The following is an 18,204-nucleotide window of genomic DNA, read 5'->3' on the forward strand; positions in this document are numbered from 1 at the left end:
GCGGAGCTTTTTTAGTGGGTCCAGGTCAGACGACGGTGAGAGTGATGAGTGACCCTTCGGGCACCTGGGTGTCCACCGGATCCTGGTCGCGCACCGTTCCGAAGAAGCCGCCCAGGATGTTGTTTACCCGTACCTCGAAGCCGAGCTTCTCCAGCGCCTTGCGGGCATCATTGGCCTGCTTGCCGATGTAGCTGGGCACATCCACGAGTTTGGGTCCCTTGGAGACCGTCAGGGTGACGGTATCGCCCCGGGTCAGGGTGCCGGAGGACGGGTCCTGGGCCACGACGGCGCCCTTGGGGACCTTCTTGTCGTTGACCGTTTCGGGGGAGATCACTGCCTTCAGTCCGGCCGCCTCAAGCGCCTTGACTGCTGCGCCCTGTTCCTGCCCGCGCACATCCGGGACGGCAATGGGCTCCGGCCCCTTCGAGACAGTGAGGCTGACGGGCGTGCCGCGGCGGGCGGGGGTGCCCGCCGCCGGTTCCTGGGCGAGGACAGATCCCGCCGGACCGGTTTCGCTGTAGGTCTCCGTGACTTTGCCCAAGGCCATCTCTGCCCCGTTGAGCTGGGTCTTGGCCTCATCCAATGACTTGCCGGTCAGTCCGGGAAGCGGAAAAAGTTGGGGGCCCTTGGACACGAAAAGCGACACCAACTGGAACTTGCGGATTTCCCGCCCTGCCTCAGGTTCGGTGCCGACGACGAGCCCGGCCCGGATATCGTCGTCGAAAACATCCTTTGTGGTGGACTGGAACCCGGCAGTGCCAAGCAGCTGCTGGGCCTCGGCCACCGTCTTGTTGGCTACCCGCGGAATGGTGCCGGGGGAGCCGGGTCCCATGCCGAAGAACCAGCCGGCGCCCGTTGCGAGCAACGCGGCGATGACCAGGATGATGATCCACAGGATGCCGCGACGGCGGGGACTACCTTCGCGAAGGGACCGGACCGGCGTTGACGCCGCCTTCGACTGTGCCTTGGCGGCGTCGCGGTCCTGCTTGCGCTGTGCCCGCTTACTCAATGGAACCGCGTCGTCCGGCCCGTCGTCGCCGGCATCCGCGAAGTCGGATTCCGTTTCCGGCGGGGCCGCCAGGGCGCCAAACCGGCCCGACCGCCCGGGGGAAGCAGACAGCACCGTGGTGGGATTGCTTTGGCGGGTGATGATTTCCGTCGGATGCTGGCCGGCGGACAGGACCTCCGTGTGGTCCTGGTGCTCAGGGTGCCGGGCCGCGGCGGGTCGACCGGAAGGCGGGTGGGCGGGAGGGCGCAGTCCGGCCGGAGAATGGGCGACGGCGGCAATAGCCGCCGGGGGCTGGAGATCCAGTTCCGCGTCGGTCAGGTTGGTGCGGATGTGCCTGAGTTCGGACAGCAGGGCATTGCCGTCCACCGGACGCTGTTCAGGGTCACGCGCCGTGCACCACTGCACCAGCTCGTCCACCTCGGCAGCCAGCCCCGGCACAACCGCCGAGGGGGCCTGGACGGAGGAGTTTACGTGCTGGTAGGCCACCTGGATGGGGACTTCGCCGTCGAACGGCTGCTTCCCGGTGATCATTTCGTACAGCATGATGCCCACCGAGTAGATGTCGCTGCGGGCGTCGGCCTGCCTGCCGAGCACGAGCTCGGGGGACAGGTAGGCCACGGTGCCGATCAGTGCCCCGGTGCTCGTCGAGGTGGTGACGGCACGGGCCAGCCCGAAGTCGCCCACCTTGATTCGGCCGTCGTCGGCGATCAGGACATTTTCGGGTTTGATGTCGCGGTGGATCAGCCCGGCGGAGTGCGCCGCTCCGAGGCCTTCCACCACGGGGTCGATCAGCGCCAGGGCCAGCCGCGGAGACAGCGCGCCCTTCTCCTTGATGACGTCCCGGAGGGTGTGGCCTTTGATGTACTCCATGACCAGGTAGGCCGTGTGACCGTCGCTGCCCTGGTCCAGGACGCCCACCACATGGGCGTGGGACAGCTTGGCCGCGGCCTTTGCCTCCCGGCCCAGCCTGTCCAGGAAGTTTCCGTCATTGACGAGGTGCGGATGGAGGACCTTGAGTGCGACGTCGCGCTCAAGACGCTGGTCCGTGGCCAGGTAGACAGTGGACATTCCGCCGCGCGCCAGCCTGGACTGAACCCGGTAGCGGTTGTCCACCAGGGTTCCAACGAGGGAGTCCGACACTTTTTCCTGCACCTTACGATCCTAAGTGCTACACGGAAACGGGCCCGAATCGACATGCAATCCGGACCCGTATCGTTACCCTCCCGGCACCCGCCTTTGCGGTGCCGTTATGGCTCTAGCCGAAGTTCTTCTGGTGCGCCTTGATGGCTGCCACGTAGGCCTTGGTGTCGTCGAACATGCCGTTCTTGCTGACGGAATACTGGCCCTGGTAGTAGCCGGCGATGGCGTGGTCCAGGTCCTTGCTCGTGCGGATCAGCTGGCGAATGATGGCTACGCCTGCGGTTGCATTGTCATAGGGATCGAGCAGGTTCAGTTTGCGGCCCACCAGGTCGGAGGCCCATTCGCCCGACGTCGGGATGACCTGCATCGTGCCGATGGCGTTGGCCGGCGAGACTGCGCGCTGGTCGAAGCCGGACTCCTGGTAGGCGAAGGCAAGGGCCAGCGAGGGGTCCACGCCCATCCGACGTGCCGTATCGGCGACGATCGACTTCATCTGTTCCCGAGTGGGTACGGGAGAAGCGTTGAGCAGGGCCTTGTTCTGGTTGGCGGAAGAGACCACTGCAGCGGGGTAGGTGAAACCAAGGAAGGAGCTCGGCACCAGGGGAGTGACGCTGGCAGCCGGCTGGATCGAAGCGCCGGGGATGACCAGCTTGTTGCCGGGGTAGATAACGCTGGACAGGGTGAGTTTGTTCGCCGACAGGATGTCTGACAGCTTGACGCCGTGCTTTGCGGCGATGGCGGACAGCGTGTCCCCGGACTTCACCGTGTAGGAGCCCGAACTGGGGGCGGGGGCCGGAGCAGGAGCCGGGGTGGCCGCGGGGGCCGGGGCAGGTGCCGGGGCGGAGGACTGGCCGCCGCCGATCTTGATCTTCTGGCCCGGGTAAATGATGGAATTCATGTTGAGGCCGTTCCAGCTCAGCACCTCTGACAGCTTCACTCCGTGGCGCGCGGCGATGGCCCCCAGGGTGTCACCGGACTTTACGGTGTAGACACTTCCGCCGGACGTGGCGGGCGCAGGAGCCTCGGGCTTCGCCGCCGGAGCGGAAGGCGCCGGGGCTGACCCGGTCAGTTTGATCTTCTGGCCCGGGTAAATGATGGTGTTGGGCTGCAGGTTGTTCAGCTTCAGGATGGCATTGGTGTCGAGGCCGTAGCGGCCCGCAATGCCGCTGATGGTGTCACCGCGGGCAATGGTGTACTCAGCCGGAGCGGACGGCTGGGCGGGCCGGAGGGAGGCCGGGATTGAGGTGGAGACCGACGCGGCCGGAATGATGCCCGCCTTGAGGGCGGCTTCCTGGGCCTGCATCGCGGCTGCCAAGGTGGCAGGAACAACCCGCGGACGGGCTTCCGCGGCCGCCGGCTGGGCGATGGCGAGAGAGGACAGGACGACGGCCGGAAGGGCGGCCGTCGTCGCCGCAATCATAGGCAGGCTCGGCCTGGGGTGCTGCTTTGGCGATCGGGGCGTCGTCATGGGAGTGATCCTCTTCTCAGCGGCGAATGCTGTCGGTCAGGCCGTTGTTACGAATGGTACTAGTGTTACTAAAGTTAGCGTTGATGCAAGTGTGATCTATGTGAATCTCTCACGAATTGCTGATTAGCACAAGAAATGTATGGCATCTCTTATATGCCTTTTTTCGGAGTGTCGATTTACGCCTTCCGCCCGCCTCATTGTGCTGACTAGGCGCAACAGTGCACCGCGTGGCAATCTTGATCCGTGAGTACTGTAGAAAGCCTTGTAGGCGAATGGCTGCCCCTGCCCGACGTTGCAGAAATGATGAACGTCTCCATTACTAAGGTCCACGGTTTGCTGGACGAAAAAGCACTGGTGGCATTGAGGGTCGGTGAACGCCGCATCAGGTCGGTGCCGGCGGACTTTATGCAGGACGGCCATCCGGTCGAGAGCCTTAAGGGGACCATTGTGGTCCTGTCGGATGCAGGGTATTCCGACGAGGAACTCGTCACGTGGCTTTTCACCCCGGATGAATCACTGCGTGGCCGTCCGATTGACGCCCTGCGTGAAGGCCGGAAGACGGAAATCCGCCGCAGGGCACAATCCCTCGCCTGGTAATCCCCGCCCGGCAGTACCGCGCGGTTATTCCACGCGCGGTGGCCGCGCCCCCCGAAATCAGGAGGCGCGGCTGACGGTGGCCTCGGCGAGTTTCCGCAGGGCCGTCTTGGGAAGGTCTTCCAGTGGAAGCATGTCCAGCTCGCTGAAGGCGGCGCGGCCGAATTCCTCAATCAGGACTTCGGTGGCCTGGAGCGCACCGCAGTCCACGATGATGCGGCGGATTTCCTCCACATCATCGTCGGACAGGTCCGGGCTTCCGAGCTTTGCGTCGAGGAAGCGGGACTCCTCCGGGGACGCCTGGTCGAGGGCGAAGGCCACCAGGACCGTCCTCTTTCCCTCCCTGAGGTCATCGCCCGCCGGCTTTCCGGTGGTCACGGGATCGCCGAACACTCCCAGCACGTCGTCCCGGAGCTGGAACGCTTCGCCCAGCGGCAGCGCGAACGCTGAGTAGCCGCGGAGGAGTTCATCGGACGCTCCGGCCAGGGCACCTCCGAGGGCGAGCGGGTGCTCCGTGGAATACTTCGCCGACTTGAACCGGATGATTGACTGGGCCCGGCTGACCGCTCCGGCCCGGTCGCGCATGGGACCTGCGACTTCTTCCAGGATGTCCAGGTACTGCCCGGCCATCACCTCGGCCCTCATCAGGTTGAAGATCAGCCGTGCCTGGCTCCCTGATGCTGCCGCCTGGCCGATGTCCGTGAACGTTTCTTCACTGAACGACAGGCAGAGGTCGCCGGTCAGGATGGCTGCGGCATGGCCGAACCGCTCACTGTCCAGGGCCCAGCCCTGGTCTTCATGCAGCTGGCTGAAGCGCCGGTGGACGCTGGGTCCGCCGCGCCGCGTATCGGACCGGTCGATGATGTCATCGTGAATCAATGCCGCCGCCTGGAAGAGCTCCAGTGCCGATCCGGCAGTGATCACCTCATTGGCAGCAGCATCCCCGCCTGCGCCGCGCCACCCCCAGTAGCACATCAGCGCACGCAGCCGCTTGCCGCCGGTGACCAGGTTGGAGATGGACCCCATCAGCGGGTCGATGTCCTGGGAAATGGCGGACATCACGGACTGGCGGGTCGCCAGGAAGTCATTGAGCTTGCCCGCGACAGCGGCTACGTAGGCCGTCTGCTCCAGGCGCAGCTGCTCCGCGACCGTCACTTCGCGGACTCAGCTGCGACGTTGGCGCCGATGGTGAACGTGGAGACCCCGCCGGTTTCCACCACTGCGATGTTCACGGTTTCGTTGTCACCGCGGAGGAAGTCCTTGGACGCGACCGCGCCCACGTTCTCGCCGGGCACTGCTTTGAAGCCTTGGGCCTCAAGCTCTTTGGTGTAGAACGCTACGACGGCGGCAGCCGGGGAGGTGATGTTTCCCACCAATGCCGCTGTTGCCGGAGTGGAGGTCTTGTCGAAGCTGCTGGACACCACCTTTGCCCCCGGCATCACGGGCAGCAGCTTCTCGGGGAAGCCGGCCACCAATGCGCCGACGGCGGCGGTGGTTCCAGGGGAGGCGGTGGGGCTCGCGGGGGCGGTGGCGGATGCCTGTCCGGTGACGGAAGCTGAAGCGCTGGCAGTCCCGGTGGCTGTGGCGCCGGGATTGGCCGGGGTGCACGCCGCCAGGGCCAGCACCGCGCCGGCCACGATCACGGCGCAGCCCGCAGGCTTGAGCTTTCCAATTACCTTCACAGGGACATTCCTCCTGGTGTTGACGCCGGATGCAGCCTCCAGTTTAGTCAGTACCACGGCATAGGATTGAAGACGTGGGGTCGGAACAGGATAAACAGCAGCTCGAAGCGACCCTCCGGGAGCTCCGGCGAAGCAGCATCATGCATGTGGACATGGACGCCTTTTTCGTCTCCGTGGAGCTTCGGACCCGGCCCGAACTTCGCGGCAAACCGGTGATTGTGGGTTACCCGGCGGAGCGTTCGGTGGTGCTGTCCGCGTCCTATGAGGCCCGGAAATTCGGGGTCAAGTCCGCGATGCCCATGGCAATAGCGGCGCGCATGTGCCCCTCGGCCGTCATTATCGAACCCCGGCACAAGCTCTACTACGAGGTTTCCGCCCAGCTCATGGCCATCTTCGGGTCGATTACGGAGCTGGTGGAGCCGCTGAGCGTCGACGAGGCCTTCCTCGACGTCGGCGGAGCAATCCGGCGGCTGGGCAGTCCGCGCGAGATCGGCGGGATCATCCGCCGGCGCGTGCACGAGGAACTCGGCATCACGGCCTCCGTCGGCATTGCGGCCAGCAAATTTGTCGCCAAGATCGCATCCACCCGCTGTAAGCCGGACGGGCTCCTGCTGATCGGGCCGGATGAGACCGTCGCCTACCTGCACAGCCTTCCCGTCAACGCGCTGTGGGGCGTGGGGGCGAAGACGGGCGAGGTGCTGGCCCGCATGGGAATCCGGAGCGTGGCCGATGTCGCCGCGACGCCGCCGTCGGTACTGAAGAAGCTGCTGGGGGCGTCAGGGGAGCACGTCTACAGGCTGTCGTGGGGGATTGATCCCCGTGCCGTAACCCCCGTCCGCCTCGAGAAGAGTATCGGCGCCGAGGAAACGTTCGCCGTTGATACAGCCGACGACGCCCTCCTGCACCGTGAACTGCTGCGCCTGTCCCACCGGACCGCCGAGCGGCTCCGAAGCACGGGGATGGTGGCGAGGACCATTTCCCTCAAGCTGCGCTACACCGATTTCTCCACCATCACGCGCAGCCGCACGGTGCACGCCCCGGTCGACAGTGCACAGCTGATCTACGCAGTGGCCGTTCAGCTCCTGGAATCGCTCGGTCCGCGGGCCATGACGGTCCGGCTCGTCGGCGTCCGGGCCGAACAGCTTGAGGAAGCTGCCCAGACTTCGCTCCAGCTGAGCTTTGACCGCCGCGACGACAACTGGCGGGCCGCGGAACAAGCACTGGACAAGGTGGCGGCCAAGTTCGGCTCGAAATCGGTGCTCCCGGCGCGCCTGATGGACCCGCACACGCCCGGAGAGTGACCGTTCCGCCGCGCCGGAGTGTCTTTCAGAACAGGGCGCAACAAACTATCCTTAGATATACATAGATTTCGAACGTCTGGACTTACCGCACACCCTGCTGAACAGGTCCGCCGTCCGAATGCGTGGAATCCGGCCTTTCGTTATACGGTGGCCGGGAACCTCCCGCGCATGCCGGACGTTAGTGGATTGACAACACAGGACCAGGGCAGGTCCCGACGTTGGCCGACTTAAGGAGGTCGTGATGCCGCTCTCGGAGCACGAACAGAAGCTGCTCGAGCAGCTGGAGAAGCAGCTGCACGAGGACGATCCGAAGTTTGCCAATTCAATGGGATCGGATCCGGGCCGCAACTGGTCCACGCGCCACATCGTGATCGGCGTGCTGGCCACACTGGCCGGTGTCCTCCTCCTGCTGGTGGGCGTATCACTTCAGAGCATTTTTGTTGGTGTCCTCGGATTTATCGTGATGGGAGCCGGAGTCTATTTCGCAACGATGCGCAGCTCCGCCGCCGGCAAAGCGAAATCAACCGGTGGCAAGAAAAACGGCAAGGGGCGCAGTTCGTTCATGAGCGGCCTTGAAGAACGCTGGGATGAACGGCGCCGGGGTGAGCAGCAATAACCCGACCGTGACAGCGTTCAGCTAACGCTCCACTTCGCACCACCTGCCCCTGGCAGACCTGCAGAAAGACCCGCCGCGGCGGGTCTTTTGCTTTTAACGGCCGGCGCTCGCGGACGCGACGCCGTCCCGTCCGTGCCGTCCGCCGTCGTGCTGTTCTTCGCGCCCCTCCAGGCGCCGATATCCCTCCACTTTCCACCACCCGCCCAGAACCCCGGATTTCCGGGGCGGGATTTGTCCAAACCCGGGACGAATCTTCCGTGTCGCGTTGACTGTGGAGCGATGTGGAGTAAAGTGGAGCAGGTAAGAGGGTAGTGGCAGCACAGGGGACGTGCAGCTCCTGACGACAGACAGGCGGGTGGCCATGTTTCTTGGCACTCACTCACCGCGTCTGGACGAAAAGGGGCGGATCATCCTCCCAGCGAAGTTCCGTGAGGAACTTGCCAGCGGACTGGTTCTCACAAGGGGCCAGGAACGCTGCATCTACGTCTTCAGTGAGCGGGAATTCGAGCGGATTCACGAGCAAATGCGGGAGGCGCCCATCTCCTCCAAGCAGACTCGTGACTACATCCGGGTTTTCCTCTCTGGAGCCTCGGACGAGGTACCTGACAAGCAGGGGCGCGTGACTATTCCTCCCGCACTCCGGGCATACGCAGGTCTTGGCAGGGAGCTCGCCGTTATCGGCGCAGGCTCCCGGGCGGAGATCTGGGATGCCCAGGCCTGGAACGAGTACCTGGCAGAAAAGGAAACCTCCTTCTCTGAAACCGACGACGCCATCCCGGGAATCTTCTGAGGCCCGGAAGCGACGACGGCAGCGTTTCTTGAACGAGATCTCCAGCCGCCCATCCGAACGTTTTCCTGGCTCACTTCCCCGGAGCCAGGCGGACGTTGGGATAGGCGCGGATGGGGATCTGGCTTAAGAACCGCACCGAGGACCAGCCAGGCCCAGCAAGGCAAACAGAGGCACGAAAGGACGAAGGTATGAGCGATCCCAACCAGCCAAAACCCACGTCCGAACGCCATGTACCGGTCCTCAAGGACCGGTGCATCAATTTGTTGGCCCCTGGCATCGAGGCGGCCCGCAGCCGGGGCGAGACGCCGGTGGTCATCGACGCAACCCTGGGAATGGGCGGTCACTCCGAAGCCCTGCTCCAGCGGTTTCCGGACCTTCACCTCATCGGAATCGACCGCGACGAAGAAGCCCTGGCCCTGGCCGGCGAGCGTCTGAAGCCCTTCGAAAACCGCTCTGACCTGGTCCACGCCGTCTACGACGAAATCCCGGACGTCCTCCGGGACCTTGGCGTCGGGGAAGTCCACGGCGTCCTGATGGACCTGGGCGTATCTTCCCTGCAGCTGGATGAGCGCGAACGCGGTTTTGCCTATTCTTTTGATGCGCCCCTGGATATGCGCATGGACACGAGCCGGGGCCAGACGGCCGCGGACGTCGTGAACAACTACAGCGAAGAGGACCTGGTCCGGATCATCCGCAAGTGGGGTGAGGAAAAGTTCGCCGGCAGGATCGCTAACCGCATCGTGGCTGCGCGCGCAGTCAAGCCGTTCACCACCACGGGTGAACTGGTCGACACCATCCGCGCGGTGGTTCCGGCAGGGGCGGCGAAGACCGGAGGCCACCCGGCCAAACGGACCTTCCAGGCCCTGCGGATCGAAGTCAACGAGGAACTCGACGTCCTGGAACGTGCGGTGCCTGCCGCTGTGGACGCCCTCGCGATGGGGGGCCGCGTCGTGGTCATGTCCTACCACTCGCTGGAGGACAAAATCGTCAAGAAAGTCTTCCAGACCGGATCCAAGTCCTCCGCGCCGCTGGGCTTCCCGGTGGAACTGGAAGAACACAAGCCCGAACTCAAAACCCTGACTAAGGGCACCGAGGTGCCCACCGCCGATGAAATCGCCGAAAACCCACGCGCAGCGTCCGCCCGGTTGCGCGCAGTTGAACGAATCAGAGCCAGGAGGGCCGCATGAGCACCGCCGCTGCCAAGAACTTCCCAGTCGTGTCCGGCACGGCGGCCCGAGCCCTCACAGGCCTTAAGCCTTCCGGCGGATCCGAGCGGAAGCTGCGGACCCCGCTGTCCGTGGTCCGTTCGACCCCGCGCAAGCGCAGGGCTCCTTTTGTTGTGCTCTGCTTCGCACTGCTGGCGGTCGCCCTCATGGCGGTCCTGGTCCTGAACATCTCCGTTTCCACAGCGCAGTACCAGCTGGTGCAGCTCAGGAGCAACCAGTCCACCCTGACGAAGCAGAACCAGGACCTGACACAGCAGGTCCAGAACTTCGACGCTCCCCAGAACCTGGCCGCCCGGGCCTCGGAACTGGGCATGGTGGCTTCCACCGGCAAGGGGCAGATCGACCTCTCCACACTGGTCGTCAGCGGCACACCCAAACCGGCAGTCAAGGGTGACAAGCCCGGAGCCATCATTGCAGCGCCGGCAGTCGCCGGGCAGCTGACGGTGGTTCCTCCCGCCACTACCAAGGAGCCACTGGCCGTCCGCAAGCCGGCGCAGGAGGCCGCTTCGGCGCCGGCGGCAGCAGCTGCCCAGGCTGCCGCTGCCGCGAAGCCGCCGGCCGCCGCGAAGCCCGCGGCCGATCTCCACGGCGGATCCGTTCCGGCACCAAAGCAGAAGACGCCGGGCAGTAACTGACAGGACTGACCACCAGTAAGCAACCAGCAAGGACTCACCGTGGCGCAGAGCACCGGCAAGAAAACAACCGCAAAAGTGCCGAACGCCACCAGGAGGCTCCGCCTCGGCTTGGGTATGATGCTGGCGCTTCTGCTGGTGGTCGGTGGCAAACTGTTCATGGTCCAGGGACTGGACATCGGCGGAATGGCTGAGGCCGCGTTGAACAACCGCCTGACGCCGATCGAGCTCCCCGCCGAACGCGGCAGCATCCTGGACGCCAACGGAACTGTCCTCGCCAACAGCGTCATCCGCTACAACGTAGTGGTGGACCAGCGCGTCAACACCAAGACGGAGTCGTTCAAGCGACTGGACACGGTGGGTGACAAGGAAGAGCTCGTCACCGTTTCCAGGGACAAGGGCATCGAGGAACTGGCCGCCGTGCTGGGGCAGGACCCCGCGGACGTCAAGGAGGCCTTGACGGGGGAGAAGCCCTATTACATCGTGGCGAAGGACCTCAAGCCCGATATGGAGGACCGGATCTCCCAGCTGCAGATCCCGGGCATAGTCACCGTAGGCACCAGCAAGCGCGTTTACCCGAACGGCTCTGTCGCCGGCGGGATCGTCGGTTTCCTGCAGGACGGAACAACCGGGCAGGCGGGCTTGGAGCAGACCCAGGATGAGGTCCTCAAGGGAACTCCCGGCAAGCGGCTCTTCGAAATCGGCGCCGACGGCTTGCGCATCCCCGTCGGCGTGGACGAACTGACGCCCGCCGTCGACGGCAAGGACATCCGCCTCACCCTCAATTCCGACCTGCAGTACTTTGCCCAGCAGGCAATCCAGAACCAGTCGGACAAGCTGAGCGCCGAATGGGGCGTCATCATCGTCCAGGACATCAAGACCGGCAACATCATCGCCATGGCAGACACCAACGCCCCGGACCCCAACGACCCCGGCAAGGTGGCCGCCAAGGACCGCGGCGTACGGTCAGTGACGGCCGCATACGAACCGGGTTCCGTGGAGAAGATGATCACGGCCGCCGCCGTGATCGAGGAGGGCAAGTCAAGCCCGCTGGACAAGTTCACCATCCCGCCGTCCTACGTGGTGGACGGCCAGGTCTTCACCGACTCGTTCGATCACGGGACCGAGGAACGGACCCTGGCCGGGATCCTGGGCTGGTCGATGAACACCGGAACGGTCATGGCCGGGCAGCGGCTGACCAAGGAACAGCGCCACGACTGGCTGCAGAAGTTCGGCATCGGCGAAGCCCCCGACATCGGGATTCCCGCCGAAGCCACCGGCATCCTCACCCCTGCTGACCAGTGGGACGGCCGGCAGGAGTACACCGTCCTCTTCGGCCAGGGCGTTTCGCAATCCACCCTGCAGACCGTCCGCGCCTACCAGTCGATTGCCAACAACGGCGTGATGCTCCAGCCGCGCCTGATCGACAGCTACATCAGCCCGGACGGAACCGAGGAAAAGGTCCCGGCGAAGGAGAGCCGTCAGATCGTGTCCAAGGAAACCGCACAGCAGGTCCGGGACATCCTGGAGAGCGCCGTGACCGAGGGGCAGATCAAGGAAGCAGCAATCGACGGCTACCGCGTGGGCGCTAAAACCGGAACGTCCCAGTCGCCGTGCGACGACGGCAAATCCGGGTACTGCGGCTACACGGCCTCCATGGTGGGAATGGCGCCGATGGACGATCCGCGGTTTATTGTTGAAGTTGTCCTGCAGCGCCCCAAGGGCAGCATCTACGGAATCACCAATGGTCCCGTGTTCCGCTCGGTGATGAGCCAGGCGCTGCGGACGTACAACGTTCCGCCGTCAACGGGCGAGCCGGTCAGGCTGCCCCAATACGTCAAGTAGCACGTCCACAACATCGTACGCATCAGGGGATCTTCCCCTACGCCCGGTGTGATCCACTAGCACCAACGGAGATCCACTTGTCAGAGCACCATGCCCCAGACAGTACCGACGAAACGAGCGGTGCGGTTCCCGGTTCCGGGTTCCGGCCGTCCGCCGTTGCCGCGGTGCCGCTGGGAATCATCGGCGAGTCCGTCGGCGTCGTCGTTCCCGGGGCGTCCAGCGCCATTCCGGTCACCGGGATCTCCCTGAACTCCAGGTCCGTGCAGCCGGGCGACCTCTACGTCGCCCTCCCCGGCGCCACCCGGCACGGGGCGGACTTCGTGTCGCAGGCCGTTACGGCAGGCGCTGTTGCGGTTGTCACGGACGACGACGGCGCCAGGCTCCTTGCGCTGTCCGCTGACACTCCCGTGCCGGTCCTCGTCGTTGACAAGCCCCGTAGCGCGGTGGGCGGGCTCGCTGCGCTGATCTACCAGAGCCGTCCCGATGGCGGCGCAGTGCCCTCGCTGTTCGGCGTCACCGGCACCAACGGCAAGACCACCACCACCTATTTCATCAACTCCCTGCTGCAGGCCCTGGGCCGCAAGACCGGACTGATCGGCACCATCGAGATCCTGGCCGGCGGTGAGCCCATTCCCAGCCTGCTGACGACGCCGGAGTCCACCGACATCCACGCACTCCTGGCCCTGATGCGGGAACGCGGCCTGGACGCCGCCTCCATGGAGGTTTCCTCGCACGCTGTGTCGTTCCACCGCGTGGACGGTGTGCAGTTCGACGTCGCCGGGTTCACCAACCTGACCCAGGACCACCTGGACCTGCACGGCACCATGGACGAATATTTCCAGACCAAAGCGGAGCTCTTTACACGACCCCGCGCCAAGCAGGCGGTCATCACCGTGGACGACGACTGGGGCCGCCGCCTTGCCGCCGGTGCCGCCATTCCGGTCACCACCCTGGCGACAGTCCCGGGCATTGATCCCGCAGCATCCGGCGCGGACTGGGCCGTCACGGACACCGCGCCCCGGGGCCTGGGTACGGCGTTCCGGCTCCGGCACCGTGACGGCACGGAACTCCGCGTTCACACGGGGCTTCCGGGCAGCTTCAATGTTTCCAACGCCGCTCTCGCAACCGTCATGGTGCTGGCCAGCGGAGTCGCCGCAGAGACGCTGCAGTCAGCGCTGGACGCGGCCGACCCGTTCACCGTGGCCGTCCCCGGGCGCATGCAGCTCGTCTGCACCGCCCCGGCCGCCGTCGTCGACTTTGCCCACAACCCTGACGCCCTGCAACGGGCACTGGAAGCAGTGCGCTCACCCGAGCCCGGCTCGAAGGTGATTGTGGTCTTCGGAGCCACCGGCCAGCGCGACCAGGGCAAACGGCCGGCGATGGGCGCCATCGCCGCCCGGCTGGCGGATGTGGTGATCATCAGCGATGACGACCCCCACGACGAGGACGCCGCCGCGATCCGCGCGGACGTCCTGGCGGGCGCGCAGGAGGCCAAGGAAACCGCCGGCCTTGGCTGCACCATCCTGGAGTCGTTCCCGCGGGACACGGCGATCAGGCAGGCTGTGGAGATGGCGCAGGCGAAAGACACGATCCTCGTGGCCGGCCGCGGCCATGAAGTATGGCAGGAAGTCAAAGGCGTCAATCTGGCGCTCGACGACAGGGTGGAGCTCCGCGAGGCCTTGACAGCCCGTGGATTCACCGTTCTGAATGACGAGCGGATAGAGTCCTAGACCGAGATGATTGCATTTACTGCGGCGGAAATTGCCGAAATTACAGACGGCCGCCTTGCCGCCGAACCGACCATCACGCCCACGGCAGTGGTCACGGATTCCCGGGAAGCCACGGAGGGGTCCCTCTACGTGGCGAAGCCCGGGGAGACTGCTGACGGCCACGACTTCATCGGCGCAGCCTTCGAACGCGGCGCTGTCCTTGCCCTGGTGGAACGGGACGCTGCCGATCACTCCGGCACTCCCTACCCCTCCATTGTGGTGGAAGACGCGGTCCTCGCCATGGGCGCCCTGGCCGCTGAATCCGTGCGCCGGATCCGGGCCCGCCGCGAGGCCGAAGGCTCGGAATTCACGGTAATCGGCATCACCGGTTCGGCCGGAAAAACCACCACCAAGGACCTCCTCGCCGGAATCCTTTCCGCCGAAGGCAACACTGTCTCCCCCCAGGGTTCCTACAACGGCGAAGTGGGAGTTCCGCTGACCGTATTCAAGGCCGGATTCGACACCCGTTACCTTGTGATCGAGATGGGTGCCACCGGGGTGGGCCACATCCGCTACCTCGCAGAGATGGTCCGGCCCGAGATCGGGGTGGTCCTCGGCATCGGTACCGCCCATGCCGGGGAGTTTGGCGGCGTCGACAACATCGCCGTTGCCAAAGGCGAACTTGTAGAAGCCCTCCCGGACAGCGGGACCGCCGTGCTCAACCTCGACGACGGGCGCGTCGCCGCCATGACAAGCAGGACGAAGGCGAACGTCCTGGGATTTTCCGCGCAGGCCGCAGATGACGTCCCGGCTGCCGGACTGCGCGCCGTCCACGTGGAGACGAATGCGGCAGGAAATCCCGAGTTCGAACTTAACTTCCCCGGCAACGCCGCGGGGTACCAGGTCCGCAGCCGGCTGATCGGTGCGCACCATGTCACCAACCTCCTGGCAGCAGCCGGTGCAGCCTATGCCGCAGGCATCCCGGCGGAACGGATCACCGCGTCACTCAGTGCACAGACCGCAGCCAGCCGGTGGCGGATGGAACGCACAGAGCGGCCTGACGGCGTCACCATCATCAACGATGCCTACAACGCCAACCCTGAATCGATGCGCGCCGCGCTGCGGACGCTGGCGGACCTGGGCCGCGGACGCCGCACCTGGGCCGTGCTGGGCGCCATGCTGGAACTGGGCGACGAGTCCATCCGGGAGCACATGGCAGTGGGCACCCAAGTGGTGCGGCTCAACATTTCCCGCCTGGTGGTTGTTGGCCGCGAGGCGCGTTCGCTCTACGTTTCCGCCGTCAACGAAGGCTCATGGGGGGACGAATGCGTCTTCGCGGAGTCCGTGGACGAAGCCTACGATCTGCTTCAACGGGAACTGGAACCCGGCGATCTGGTCCTCTTCAAGTCCTCCAACAGCGTGGGACTGAGGCATCTGGGGGATCGGATAGCATTACCCCCACAAGTCCGAGCAACCGCCAATGAAGGGAGCGAGTCGCTGTGATTGCACTACTCATCGGCGCCGGGCTGGCCCTGCTGTTTGCATTGGTGGGAACTCCGCTGTTCATCCGTCTGCTGGTTCGGAAGAGCTACGGCCAGTTCATCCGCGACGACGGACCCACCTCCCATCACACGAAACGCGGCACGCCCACCATGGGCGGCACCGTGGTGGTCTTCGCGGTCCTGCTGAGCTACGCGCTGACCCACCTCATCATGTGGATGCTGAATCCGCGGTCAGCCGGACCGTCGGCCTCCGCGCTCCTGCTGCTGTTCCTGATGGTGGGAATGGGCCTCGTGGGCTTCCTGGACGACTTCATCAAGATTTCCAAGCAACGCAGCCTTGGCCTGAACGCCAAAGCCAAACTGGTGCTGCAGGGCGCCGTCGGCATCATTTTCGCCGTCCTGGCATTGAACTTTCCCAATGCGGACGGAGTCACTCCCGCATCCACCCAGATCTCCCTGGTGCGGGACATCCCGTGGCTGAACCTTGCCTTCGGCGGCACAGTCCTTGGCGCCATCCTGTTTGTCCTGTGGTCCAACCTGATCGTCACTGCGGCCACCAACGGGGTGAACCTCACCGACGGTCTGGACGGACTGGCTGCCGGGGCATCGGTCATGGTGTTCGGCGCGTACACGCTGATGGGAATCTGGCAGAGCAACCAGGCCTGCGGCTCGCCGCGGCAGGCAGGCGGCGGCTGCTATTCCGTCCGCGACCCGCTGGACCTGGCACTGCTTGCAGCAATCCTCAGCGCCGCCCTGGTGGGCTTCCTGTGGTGGAACACGTCTCCGGCGAAGATCTTCATGGGCGACACCGGCTCGCTGGCCATCGGCGGCGCCGTCGCCGGGTTCGCCATCCTGTCCCGGACCGAACTGCTGCTCGCCTTCATCGGCGGACTGTTCGTCCTGATCACGCTTTCGGTGATCATCCAGGTGGGCTACTTCAAGATCACCAAGGGCAAGCGCTTCTTCAAAATGGCTCCGCTGCAGCACCACTTTGAACTCAAGGGCTGGGCGGAAGTCACCGTGGTGGTTCGGTTCTGGATCCTCGGCGGACTCTTCGTCGCCGCAGGCCTTGGCATCTTCTACGCAGAATGGGTGGTCCTGCTGTGAGCAGTCCAATACCTTCGCCGCTGGCAACGTCCCCCCGGCTCGAGAACCTGGTGAGCTGGGACTCCGACTGGACCGGTCTCCGTGTGGTCGTGACGGGCATCGGCGTGTCCGGCTTCGCTGCCGCGGACACCCTGATCGAACTCGGTGCCCGCGTGGTGGTGGTGGACGCGGCCACGAGCCCGAAGGCCCGCGCCCAGGCGGACACGCTGAAGATCGTCGGCGCCGTGGATGTGCTTCTCGGCGAAGACGCCGTGCACACCATGCCGAAGATCGACGGCCAGAAGCCGGACCTGATCGTGACCTCGCCGGGTTGGCGGCCGGACCAGGCCCTCCTCGCGCTGGCTGCCCGGACCCACATCCCGGTCTGGGGCGATGTGGAACTCGCCTGGCGGGTGCGTGAGCGGAAGGGCCGCAAGACCGCGGACTGGCTGACCATCACCGGAACAAACGGGAAGACCACCACCGTGGGCCTGACCGAATCCATGCTGCAGGCCGCCGGGCTCAAGGCCATTGCCGTCGGGAACGTGGGCACGCCCATCCTCGACGCACTGCGCGACCCGGTGGAGTACGACGTCCTGGCAGTCGAGCTGTCGAGTTTCCAGCTGCACTGGAGCCACTCCGTTTCTCCGGTGGCAAGTGTCTGCCTCAACGTCGCCGAAGACCACGTGGACTGGCACGGATCCTACGCCTCGTACCTGGCCGACAAGGCCAAGGTCTATGGGCAGACGCAGAAGGCCTGCATCTACAACGCCGAGCAGATCGAAACCGAACGCATGGTGGAGGATGCCGACGTCGTGGAAGGCTGCCGCGCCGTTGGATTCACCACGCTGACGCCGGCCATCAGCATGCTCGGCGTGGTCGAGGGCCTCCTGGTGGACCGCGCCTTCATCGCCGAGCGCAAGGACAGCGCCGCTGAGCTGGCCGCCATGGCGGACCTCGGTCCGGTGGCCCCGCGCCACATGGTGGCCAACGCCCTGGCAGCGGCCGCGCTGGTCCGGGCGTACGGCGTGGAACCACAGGCCGTCCGGCAGGGACTGAAGGCCTACATTCCGGGAGAGCACCGGATCCAGCTCGTTGCCCGCCACAATGATGTGCTGTGGATCAACGACTCGAAAGCAACCAACCCGCACGCCGCGGCGGCGTCCCTGTCGGCGTTCAGCAACGTCATCTGGATTGCCGGCGGCCTCTCCAAGGGTGTCAGCTACGACGATCTGGTCAAGGAACAGGCATCCCGCTTGAAGGCCGTTGTCCTGATCGGAGCTGACACGGCACCGCTCTCGGACGCCCTCAAGCGACACGCACCGGATGTCCCCGTGATCGGGCGCAGCAAGGGCGACACTGAAAATGTGCAGTCTGCCGAAACGGACGACGCCGGCACGGTGCCCTCGCCGATCTACGGGGAAACTGTGATGGCCCAGGCCGTAGCCGCGGCAGCGCAGCTGGCCTCTCCGGGGGACACTGTGCTGATGGCCCCGGCGGCTGCTTCCATGGATCAGTTCTCTTCCTACGCTCACCGTGGCGATGCCTTCATTGAAGCTGTCCGCGGGCTCGTGGAAGGGCAGGCTCAGACCGGCGAGGAGTAA

General features: G+C 65.2%; 15 protein-coding genes. 11 read left to right on the forward strand and 4 right to left on the reverse strand.

Annotated elements, in window-relative coordinates; all coding sequences use genetic code 11:
• Positions 1-25 precede the first annotated feature (25 nt).
• The gene (locus tag BS38_RS0115950) at positions 26-2,161 is read right to left on the reverse strand and encodes a Stk1 family PASTA domain-containing Ser/Thr kinase (protein WP_028271719.1); all 2,136 of its coding nucleotides are present in this window, start codon (positions 2,159-2,161) and stop codon (positions 26-28) included.
• Positions 2,162-2,264: 103 nt separating this feature from the next.
• Positions 2,265-3,617: a lytic transglycosylase domain-containing protein gene (locus BS38_RS0115955; RefSeq protein ID WP_028271720.1), complete on the reverse strand. Its 1,353-nt coding sequence runs from the start codon at positions 3,615-3,617 to the stop codon at positions 2,265-2,267.
• A 243-nt stretch (positions 3,618-3,860) separates the two neighbouring features.
• Here BS38_RS0115955 and BS38_RS0115960 point away from each other — a divergent pair, with 243 nt between their 5' ends.
• Positions 3,861-4,214 (forward strand): Rv2175c family DNA-binding protein, encoded by a 354-nt coding sequence (locus BS38_RS0115960; RefSeq protein ID WP_028271721.1) that lies wholly within the window; start codon positions 3,861-3,863, stop codon positions 4,212-4,214.
• Positions 4,215-4,271: 57 nt separating this feature from the next.
• Here BS38_RS0115960 and BS38_RS0115965 read toward each other — a convergent pair whose 3' ends face one another.
• Positions 4,272-5,366 (reverse strand): polyprenyl synthetase family protein, encoded by a 1,095-nt coding sequence (locus BS38_RS0115965; RefSeq protein ID WP_028271722.1) that lies wholly within the window; start codon positions 5,364-5,366, stop codon positions 4,272-4,274.
• Positions 5,363-5,893 carry a hypothetical protein gene (locus BS38_RS0115970; RefSeq protein WP_028271723.1) on the reverse strand — a complete coding sequence of 177 codons (531 nt, stop codon included), beginning with the start codon at positions 5,891-5,893 and terminating at the stop codon, positions 5,363-5,365. The genes BS38_RS0115965 and BS38_RS0115970 overlap by 4 nt, the downstream gene beginning before the upstream one ends.
• 140 nt (positions 5,894-6,033) lie before the next feature.
• Between BS38_RS0115970 and dinB the strand changes: the two genes are divergently transcribed.
• From dinB to murD, 10 genes are all read left to right on the forward strand, one after another.
• Positions 6,034-7,194 carry a DNA polymerase IV gene (dinB, locus tag BS38_RS0115975; RefSeq protein ID WP_156037151.1) on the forward strand — a complete coding sequence of 387 codons (1,161 nt, stop codon included), beginning with the start codon at positions 6,034-6,036 and terminating at the stop codon, positions 7,192-7,194.
• A gap of 241 nt (positions 7,195-7,435) precedes the next feature.
• Positions 7,436-7,810: a DUF3040 domain-containing protein gene (locus BS38_RS0115980; RefSeq protein WP_028271725.1), complete on the forward strand. Its 375-nt coding sequence runs from the start codon at positions 7,436-7,438 to the stop codon at positions 7,808-7,810.
• Between the two features lie 361 nt (positions 7,811-8,171).
• Complete coding sequence (gene mraZ, locus BS38_RS0115985; protein WP_028271726.1) at positions 8,172-8,600, forward strand: division/cell wall cluster transcriptional repressor MraZ; 429 nt, start codon at positions 8,172-8,174, stop codon at positions 8,598-8,600.
• A gap of 188 nt (positions 8,601-8,788) precedes the next feature.
• On the forward strand, positions 8,789-9,787 hold the full coding sequence (gene rsmH / locus BS38_RS0115990; RefSeq protein WP_028271727.1) for a 16S rRNA (cytosine(1402)-N(4))-methyltransferase RsmH: 999 nt from the start codon (positions 8,789-8,791) through the stop codon (positions 9,785-9,787).
• Complete coding sequence (locus tag BS38_RS0115995) at positions 9,784-10,461, forward strand: hypothetical protein (RefSeq protein WP_028271728.1); 678 nt, start codon at positions 9,784-9,786, stop codon at positions 10,459-10,461. Before rsmH ends, BS38_RS0115995 begins: the two co-directional genes overlap by 4 nt.
• A 39-nt stretch (positions 10,462-10,500) precedes the next feature.
• Positions 10,501-12,303, forward strand: coding sequence for a peptidoglycan D,D-transpeptidase FtsI family protein (locus BS38_RS0116000; RefSeq protein ID WP_028271729.1), 1,803 nt, complete (start codon positions 10,501-10,503; stop codon positions 12,301-12,303).
• A gap of 77 nt (positions 12,304-12,380) precedes the next feature.
• Positions 12,381-14,033 (forward strand): UDP-N-acetylmuramoyl-L-alanyl-D-glutamate--2,6-diaminopimelate ligase, encoded by a 1,653-nt coding sequence (locus BS38_RS0116005; protein WP_028271730.1) that lies wholly within the window; start codon positions 12,381-12,383, stop codon positions 14,031-14,033.
• Positions 14,034-14,039: 6 nt separating this feature from the next.
• Positions 14,040-15,515 (forward strand): UDP-N-acetylmuramoyl-tripeptide--D-alanyl-D-alanine ligase, encoded by a 1,476-nt coding sequence (locus BS38_RS0116010; RefSeq protein ID WP_028271731.1) that lies wholly within the window; start codon positions 14,040-14,042, stop codon positions 15,513-15,515.
• Complete coding sequence (gene mraY, locus BS38_RS0116015; protein ID WP_028271732.1) at positions 15,512-16,621, forward strand: phospho-N-acetylmuramoyl-pentapeptide-transferase; 1,110 nt, start codon at positions 15,512-15,514, stop codon at positions 16,619-16,621. The genes BS38_RS0116010 and mraY overlap by 4 nt, the downstream gene beginning before the upstream one ends.
• On the forward strand, positions 16,603-18,204 hold the full coding sequence (gene murD, locus BS38_RS0116020) for a UDP-N-acetylmuramoyl-L-alanine--D-glutamate ligase (protein WP_043438931.1): 1,602 nt from the start codon (positions 16,603-16,605) through the stop codon (positions 18,202-18,204). The genes mraY and murD overlap by 19 nt, the downstream gene beginning before the upstream one ends.

The organism is Arthrobacter sp. UNC362MFTsu5.1 (assembly GCF_000685965.1).
Classification (GTDB): domain Bacteria; phylum Actinomycetota; class Actinomycetes; order Actinomycetales; family Micrococcaceae; genus Arthrobacter.

Coding starts and splice junctions, on each gene's coding strand:
- BS38_RS0115955 (WP_028271720.1), bottom strand. CDS start 3,617: ATGACGACGCCCCGATCGCCAAAGCAGCACCCCAGGCCGAGCCTGCCT.
- dinB (WP_156037151.1), top strand. CDS start 6,034: ATGCATGTGGACATGGACGCCTTTTTCGTCTCCGTGGAGCTTCGGACC.
- BS38_RS0116010 (WP_028271731.1), top strand. CDS start 14,040: ATGATTGCATTTACTGCGGCGGAAATTGCCGAAATTACAGACGGCCGC.
- murD (WP_043438931.1), top strand. CDS start 16,603: ATGGGTGGTCCTGCTGTGAGCAGTCCAATACCTTCGCCGCTGGCAACG.
- BS38_RS0115980 (WP_028271725.1), top strand. CDS start 7,436: ATGCCGCTCTCGGAGCACGAACAGAAGCTGCTCGAGCAGCTGGAGAAG.
- BS38_RS0115995 (WP_028271728.1), top strand. CDS start 9,784: ATGAGCACCGCCGCTGCCAAGAACTTCCCAGTCGTGTCCGGCACGGCG.
- mraZ (WP_028271726.1), top strand. CDS start 8,172: ATGTTTCTTGGCACTCACTCACCGCGTCTGGACGAAAAGGGGCGGATC.
- rsmH (WP_028271727.1), top strand. CDS start 8,789: ATGAGCGATCCCAACCAGCCAAAACCCACGTCCGAACGCCATGTACCG.